The organism is Bacteroides mediterraneensis (assembly GCF_016900355.1).
Taxonomy (GTDB): Bacteria; Bacteroidota; Bacteroidia; order Bacteroidales; family Bacteroidaceae; genus Phocaeicola.
In genome coordinates this window covers 42,097-49,273 of the sequence record NZ_JACJKA010000027.1, presented here as the reverse complement: position 1 = coordinate 49,273, position 7,177 = coordinate 42,097, and the positions used below count along the sequence as shown (strand labels likewise).

Here is a 7,177-nt window from a genome sequence, read left to right as displayed (position 1 = left end):
TTAAGGTGACTATGGCGCGAAGGTTCCACCTCTTCCCATTCCGAACAGAGAAGTTAAGCTTCGCCACGCCGATGGTACTGCGTACAAGTGGGAGAGTAGGTAGTCGCCGTTTTAGATAGAGCCTCGAAGCAGCAATGCTTCTGGGCTTTTTTGCCCTGACGAGGATGGGATTATTCCTCTGCGTGTAGACTTGTGGATGTTTCTGCAGGCTATGTGATAATCTAATCTACTACTGGAAAATTTATGCCATATTTCCTTTTGACTTGGGCTTTCGTATGGATTTTATTGTATCTTTGTTTTGGTTTTTAAATATGTTTTTATGGATACAATTCTACCCTATGCACTTTTGTGCTTCACTTCTTTTTTCACATTGACAAATCCTCTGGGCACGATGCCGGTATTCCTGACCATGACCAACGGACTGGGAGAGAAAGAACGTCGGCACATTGTGAAAAGAGCGACAATTATTTCATTTATTATATTAATCGCGTTTACTTTTTGTGGCCAGTTCTTGTTTAAATTCTTTGGTATCTCTACCAATGGTTTTCGTATTGCTGCGGGTATCATTATTTTGAAAATTGGATACGATATGTTGCAGGCCCGTTATACCAATACAAAGCTCAAGGATGAGGAAATCAAGGCATATGCAGACGATATCTCTATTACTCCGCTTTCCATTCCAATGCTGTGCGGACCAGGAGCCATTGCAAACGGTATCATTATGATGGATGATGCCCATACCTGGAGTTTGAAAGTCACTTTGGTGGCAGTCATAGCCGTAGTTTATATCCTAACCTATATTATCCTGCGTTTGTCTACCAGACTGGTGAAGGTAATAGGGGAAACAGGCAATAATGTGATGATGCGACTGATGGGATTGATTCTGATGGTGATTGCCGTGGAATGCTTCGTGGGAGGTATGCGTCCGATTTTAATTGACCTGATTCAGGAAAGTCGTTTATAATCGATAGATTGTCAGAATTTCCCCTTAAAGCCTGATAAATCATAATAAATGTGTAATTTAGCTGATATTTTGTAGTTTTCTTTGCATTTTCAGATTAAATGATTATATTCCCCACGAGAAAGGATTTTCGGTACCTTCTTTTTATTAACTTTTAAAATCTGATTTTATGAAAGTGCTATTGGTCGGTCTGGAACGTGTCGGAAAGCTGTTCTCTATGGAGTCTCTTTTTAAGAAGAAACTCACCGAAGCTGACATGACCGATGTGGAGGTGGTAACAGCTGAGATGACGGAATTTGGTTCTCCGGGAGGGAGAAAGTTGGAACGGAACATGAACGAGGCTTTGCGCGATGAAGCGGACTTTGTGGTAGTAATGGAGCCGTGGCAGAAAGATTTGCTGACCCGCTTCATGGATTATCGGAATTGGCATAAGATTCATCTGTTTGCAGATATCTGCAAACGCAAACCGAAAGCCGACATGCCATCCTGCGATGTGGATTTTGGCTACAGGAGCATGAAAGAAGAGATGAATGACGGATGCCGGAATTTATTGGAAGGATTGAAGATACTTTTGAAGAAACATGAGTCAGATTCGTCTGACTTGGCAATGGCTTAACCATTGCTCGTGAAGATGGTATAGAGGGAGGCGCTGAATAAACGTATTCAGCGCCTTTCTGCATTTTTAAAAGAATTCTAATACGAAGGTCGTACTCCAACCGTTACTTTCTGGTTTCAGTAGACTGATACTGCCGTTAGAGAGCTTCATAATCTGCCGGGAGAGAGAAAGTCCGATACCACTACCTTCCTTTTTGGTGGTGAAGAAGGGGACAAAAATCTCTTCGGCTTCCTTTTCGGGGATGGCGGGGCCATCGTTGCTTACGTAGATGAGGATATGTTCTTCTTTGGTGGAGTAAGCACGGATATGAATTTTTCCAGTGCGCTCTCCGATGGCTTGTACGGCATTTTTTATCAGGTTGATGAGTACTTGTCGGATCAGGTTCGGATCGGCATAGAGCATCAAGTCTTCAGGTTCTATTTGAAGGGTCAGTTGTATATGGGAAGGGATGAGGTGGATACTTTCTATTTGCAGCAGGAGTTCTTTCAGGTAGAAAGGCTCTGGAGAAGGTTTCTGGAGTGAAGAGAATTTCCGATAGCTATCCACAAAGGATATCAATCCGGTAGATGTCTCATGAATGGCACGGATTCCCTCGTAGATAGGGCTGTTTTTCACGTCTTTTCGCTGTAGGAAGGTTTCACTTAATGAAGAAATCGGCGCGATGGAGTTCATGATTTCGTGTGTCAGTACCCGGGTCAGTTTCACCCATGATTCAAGTTCCTTGGCGTCCATCTCATTCCGGATATCGTTTAAGGTCAGAATCTTGACCGTATTTTCTCCTAATTGCATCACGGATGCCCGGACTAACAATTGCACTTCTCCTTTGGAGGTGGCATATTGCAGGTTGCAACGTTCGCCGGCAGGCAAGGTGCCCAACAGTTCCGGAATGTCTTCTCCGTAGCGCTCCAGTTGCTGGAGGGTGCCAAGGGCCGGAATACTGAGCAGCCGTGCCGCAGCTGGATTACTTTGGATGATTTTGTTTTTTTGGTCGAGTACGATAATACCGGAACTGATGCCTGAGAGTACTTGTTCATAAAACCGTTCCCGCTGTTCCATCAGTTGTTTTTGTTCGCCCATCATGGCCCCAAACTCATTCAAGGTATTTTGCAGGATACGTTCGCCTCCGATGAAGCCGTGGGTAGGCAGGCGGAAAGAATAATCACGGTTGCGGATGGCTTCCAGCATGAGCCAGCTTTTTTCCCGTAATTGTTTCTGACTGGAATAAAAGAGAAAGGCGGCGAGGATAACCAGACAAGCTCCGATGAGGATACATCCGTTTTCTTTTTCATTTATTCCTAAGGTCAGCAAGGACACGCCTGTTGTGAGGGAGAGAATCCGTGTCAGTGGGGAAGAGAACCATTTAGATGCCATGGCGTTTCATTTTGTTGTACAGTGTCTGCCGCGTAATGCCCAGTTGTGCCGCTGCCTGTGACAGGTTGCCGTCGCATTGTTCGATGGCTTTCTTGACGAGGTTCTTTTCCATCTCGTCCAAGGTTTGCAGCGGAGTATCTTCTTTCGTTTCTTCCTGTACGTTTGTCGGTTCCGGAGCTGGAACATCAGCCAGTTGCAGGTTATCCGCTTTCAGTAGCTTGCCATCCGAAAGGATGACTGCCTTTTCGATGGTATGCTGCAACTCGCGGATATTACCGTACCAAGGATAGTTCAGCAGGCGTTGTTCGGCATCGGCACTGAAACCGGTCAGCGTACGTTGGTATTGCAGGTTGTACTGTTCCAAAAAGCGCTGTGCCAGTGGCAGAATATCCTCTTTCCGTTCCCGAAGTGACGGAATGTGCAGGTGGATGGTATTGATGCGGTATAGCAAGTCCTCTCGGAACTCCCCGTTGTGTACCATTTCATCCAGGTTGCGGTTGGTGGCACAAATCAACCGGATATTGGTCGGTTGCGGAGTGTTACTTCCCACCTTGATGAAATACCGCTTCTGAAGCACCGTTAGCAACTTGGCTTGCAGGTGATAGGGTAGGTTGGCAATTTCATCGAGGAACAGTGTACCGCCATCGGCTGCCTCAAAACGTCCGATACGGTCGGTATGGGCATCGGTAAACGAACCTTTGACGTGTCCGAACAGTTCACTTTCAAACAGTGATTCGGTGATGGCTCCCATATCGACTACTACCATCGGCCCGTTTCGTCGGGGAGAAAGGCGATGGATTTCGCGGGCCAGCATGTCTTTTCCGGTTCCGTTTTCTCCCGTAATCAGAATGTTGGCATCGGTGGTGCTGACTTTCTCTACCAGCAACCGTAACGGGCGGATGACGGCTGAATTACCCCAGTACATGGTGGATTTCTCATCCGGTTGTGCGGCTTGTTTTCCTTTCTTGTCATTTCCATGCCCCTTTGCGTAGGCCTCTTGCAAGGTCTGTACCAGTTTGGCATTGTCCCAAGGCTTTACCACGAAGTCGGTTGCTCCGTCTTTCAATCCGGTTACCGCCAGATTGATGTCGGCGTAGGCCGTAAACAGTACCACCTGAATCTGAGGGCGCAGCCGCTTGATTTCGCGTAACCAGTAGAGCCCTTCATTGCCGCTGTTGATGCCGGAAGAGAAGTTCATGTCGAGCAGTACCACATCCACCGCTTCCCGTTGCAGGAGAGAAGGGATGGTAACCGGAGAATTCAGTGTAATCACCTGTTGAAAATATTCTTCCAAAAGATATTGCAGTGAAGTAAGAATGTTACGGTTGTCGTCTACTACGAGTAAAGTTCCTTGTTTTGCCATCTGTGATTGAGATTTTATGACAAAAATAGGAATTTTCGAGGGGAGGGCATAAAAAATGTCTAAAAAATACGGACAGTGACAAAAAATTAGACACCGATTGTCAAAAAATTAGACACTTCGATTTTAGGTGAATATCGTATCTTATTGTAAATGAATGAAATAAATTTTTGGCACGGTATTTGAATGGAATTTGGCAGATAAACGATTACGATATGAACAAAAAGAATTTATTACACATCACGCTTTTCCTCCTTTCCGGTTGGATGGGGCTGGAAGCTACGGCGCAGGAGGTCTGGGATGTAGACCGTTGCATGAGCTATGCGGTGGCGCACAACCGTACTGTCCGTCAGCGGGAACTGGAGGCCGACAATGCTCGGATGGACCGTATGAAAGCCATCGGCAGTTTCTTGCCGGGAGTGAGTGCAAGTACTGGTCTACAATATAATTTCGGTCGTTCGGTAGACCCGGAGACCAATACTTATAATACCGTGTCTACGCTCAACAATGCCTATTCCATGGAGGCTTCCATGCCGATTTTCCGTGGCGGAGGACTGGTGAACGAGGTACGCCGTTCAAAGGCTGCCTGGTTGATGGGAAAGGCTGCCTGGCAGGAAGCCAAGGATAACACCGCATTGGAAACCTTCCAGGCGTATATCGATGCCTTGTATTGCTACGGTACTCTGCGGCTGGCCCGCAAGAAACTGGTGGAAAGTGATTCATTGCTGTATAAGACCCGTCGTCAGGAGGAACTGGGGTTGAAAGGGCTGGCCGATGTGGCCCAAATGGAAGCCCAGCAAGCCACCGACAGCTACAACCTGACACATCAGCGGAACCTGTACGAAACGGCCCTGCTGACCTTGAAGCAGAAAATGAACTTTCCGGCAAATGATACGTTGCAATTGGATACGGCCGTACTCGATACACAGACACTTCATTATATTCAACTGACTCAGGAGCAGGCGGACGATGTGTTCCGCATCGCCTTGAATATCAATCCTACGCTGCGTCAGGCGGAACTGAATGCGAAGGTGGCCGATATGCGACGTAAGATTTCTTGGGCCGATTTGGTTCCGTCCATCACTTTGTTTGGAGGTATCTCCAGTTCTTATTATAAGGAATTGCATTCCACTTCCTATCCGGATTTCCGCACGCAGTTCAACAATAACTTCGGTTCTTATGTGGGTATCAGCATGAGTATTCCTATCTTTAACCGTCTTTCGGGAGTGACCGGGTTGCGACAGGCAAGAAACAATTACCGCATTGCCTGCGAGCAGTACGAGTCGAAGAAAGAAGAATTGCAGAAACTGGTGCTTCAGGCCGTACAGGACCGGGAAGGGTATTTGAAAGAAAGTATCCAGATGGAGAAGAAAGTCAACTCCGATTCACTGGCCTATCATGTCACCCGCCGGAAATACGAAGAAGGGTTGATGACCTCGCTCGATGTACAGAACAACGCGGCCACTTTGCTCGAAAGTGAGACTAAGTTGTTGCAGAGCAAACTGACCTACCTGATGAAATGCCGTTTGGTAGACTATTATAAAGGAGAAGAAATTATTCGCGGGCTGGAAGAAACCGCTAAAAAAGATTGATAAAAAACGACGAGATTATGGATATACAGTTAGAAAAGAAAAAAGGAATCCAGAAGAAACACCTTCCTTATATCGCAGGAGGAGTGGTTGTACTTCTGTTGTTGGGTTGGATTATTTTCGGCAATCATGCTTCTACGCTGAAAGTCGACGGCAAGTCGCTGAACATTGCCGATGTAACCTATGGCAAGTTTAATGATTATATCCGGGTGAACGGACAGGTGCAGCCGATTTCCGTGGTACAGCTCAGCCCCGAAGAAGGAGGTATCGTGCAGGAAAAGGTGGTGGAAGAAGGAGCACACGTGAAAAAAGGCGATGTGATTCTCCGTCTGAGCAACTCCAACTTGGACTTGCAGATTCTGAATGCGGAATCTGAACTGGCAGAGAAACAGAACCTGCTCCGTAACACGCAGGTCACCATGCAGCAGGACAAGCTGAACAACGAGACTGAGAAGGTACAGCTCGATATTGATACTCGCCGCAAGCAGCGTACGTACCAGCAATATCAGCGCTTGTACAAGGAACGGCTCATCAGTCGCGAGGAGTATCTTCAAGCCAAGGAAGACTATGAAGTGGCTCAGAAGAAGCACAAGCTGATTATGGAACGTCTGGCGCAGGATTCCATCTACCGTAATGTGCAGATGGATCAGATGGAAGACAACTTGCAGAACATGCGCAAGAACGTCTTGCTGATTCGCGAGCGGAAAGACAAGCTGGAAGTGCGGGCTACCATTGACGGAGAACTGGGACTGCTGGATGCCGAACTGGGACAGAATATCAATGCCGGTCAGATGGTGGGACAGATTAACGACTTGTCGGACTACAAGATTGAGGCTATGATTGACGAGCACTACATCGACCGTGTGACCAACGGACTGCCAGCCACTTTTGAACGTCAGGGTTCTTCGTTCAACCTGAAAGTGCGCAAGGTGTATCCCGAGGTGCGCGACGGACGTTTCCGAACCGATTTCATTTTCCAGGGCAAGCGTCCGGAGAACATCCGCAGCGGACAGACCTACTACATCGACCTGCAGTTAGGTGAGCCTACCGAAAGCGTGCTGATTCCGAAGGGTACCTTCTTCCAGGTGACTGGAGGTAATTGGATTTTTGTGGTCGACAAGGATGGAAAGAAAGCCTATCGTCGTAAAATCCGTATCGGACGGCAGAATCCCCAGTATTACGAAGTGCTGGAGGGACTGGAAAAAGGTGAACGGGTCATCATTTCCGGATATGAGAGTTACAAAGACAATGAAGTATTGGTATTAAACTAAAAAGATAAA

The 7,177-nt window shown here is 47.0% G+C and carries 6 protein-coding genes and 1 rRNA gene; 5 read left to right on the top strand and 2 right to left on the bottom strand.

The annotated features are described in order from the left end of the window. Nucleotide 1 precedes the first annotated feature (1 nt). The 3 genes from rrf (at nt 2) to H6A28_RS12810 (ending at nt 1,577) form a co-directional block, all read left to right on the top strand. A 5S ribosomal RNA gene (rrf, locus tag H6A28_RS12820) occupies nt 2-112 on the top strand. A 207-nt stretch (nt 113-319) separates the two neighbouring features. Next, entirely contained in the window at nt 320-964 is a 645-nt protein-coding gene (locus H6A28_RS12815; protein WP_204475668.1) for a MarC family protein, read from the top strand. Nucleotides 965-1,130: 166 nt separating this feature from the next. Continuing rightward, nucleotides 1,131-1,577, top strand: a complete 447-nt coding sequence (locus tag H6A28_RS12810; RefSeq protein WP_204475669.1) for a hypothetical protein — start codon at nt 1,131-1,133, stop codon at nt 1,575-1,577. A 66-nt stretch (nt 1,578-1,643) separates the two neighbouring features. Here H6A28_RS12810 and H6A28_RS12805 read toward each other — a convergent pair whose 3' ends face one another. Both H6A28_RS12805 and H6A28_RS12800 read right to left on the bottom strand, forming a co-directional pair. Continuing rightward, nucleotides 1,644-2,948 carry a sensor histidine kinase gene (locus H6A28_RS12805; RefSeq protein WP_204480698.1) on the bottom strand — a complete coding sequence of 435 codons (1,305 nt, stop codon included), beginning with the start codon at nt 2,946-2,948 and terminating at the stop codon, nt 1,644-1,646. Next, nucleotides 2,938-4,311: a sigma-54-dependent transcriptional regulator gene (locus tag H6A28_RS12800; protein ID WP_204480696.1), complete on the bottom strand. Its 1,374-nt coding sequence runs from the start codon at nt 4,309-4,311 to the stop codon at nt 2,938-2,940. Before H6A28_RS12800 ends, H6A28_RS12805 begins: the two co-directional genes overlap by 11 nt. A 212-nt stretch (nt 4,312-4,523) precedes the next feature. On the opposite strand from H6A28_RS12800, the gene H6A28_RS12795 reads away from it, so the two are divergent. Continuing rightward, complete coding sequence (locus H6A28_RS12795) at nt 4,524-5,900, top strand: TolC family protein (protein ID WP_204475672.1); 1,377 nt, start codon at nt 4,524-4,526, stop codon at nt 5,898-5,900. Nucleotides 5,901-5,917: 17 nt separating this feature from the next. Further along, complete coding sequence (locus tag H6A28_RS12790; protein WP_204480694.1) at nt 5,918-7,168, top strand: efflux RND transporter periplasmic adaptor subunit; 1,251 nt, start codon at nt 5,918-5,920, stop codon at nt 7,166-7,168. The last annotated feature ends 9 nt before the right edge of the window (nt 7,169-7,177 follow it).

Coding starts and splice junctions, on each gene's coding strand:
- H6A28_RS12800 (WP_204480696.1), bottom strand. CDS start 4,311: ATGGCAAAACAAGGAACTTTACTCGTAGTAGACGACAACCGTAACATT.
- H6A28_RS12790 (WP_204480694.1), top strand. CDS start 5,918: ATGGATATACAGTTAGAAAAGAAAAAAGGAATCCAGAAGAAACACCTT.
- H6A28_RS12815 (WP_204475668.1), top strand. CDS start 320: ATGGATACAATTCTACCCTATGCACTTTTGTGCTTCACTTCTTTTTTC.
- H6A28_RS12805 (WP_204480698.1), bottom strand. CDS start 2,948: ATGGCATCTAAATGGTTCTCTTCCCCACTGACACGGATTCTCTCCCTC.
- H6A28_RS12795 (WP_204475672.1), top strand. CDS start 4,524: ATGAACAAAAAGAATTTATTACACATCACGCTTTTCCTCCTTTCCGGT.
- H6A28_RS12810 (WP_204475669.1), top strand. CDS start 1,131: ATGAAAGTGCTATTGGTCGGTCTGGAACGTGTCGGAAAGCTGTTCTCT.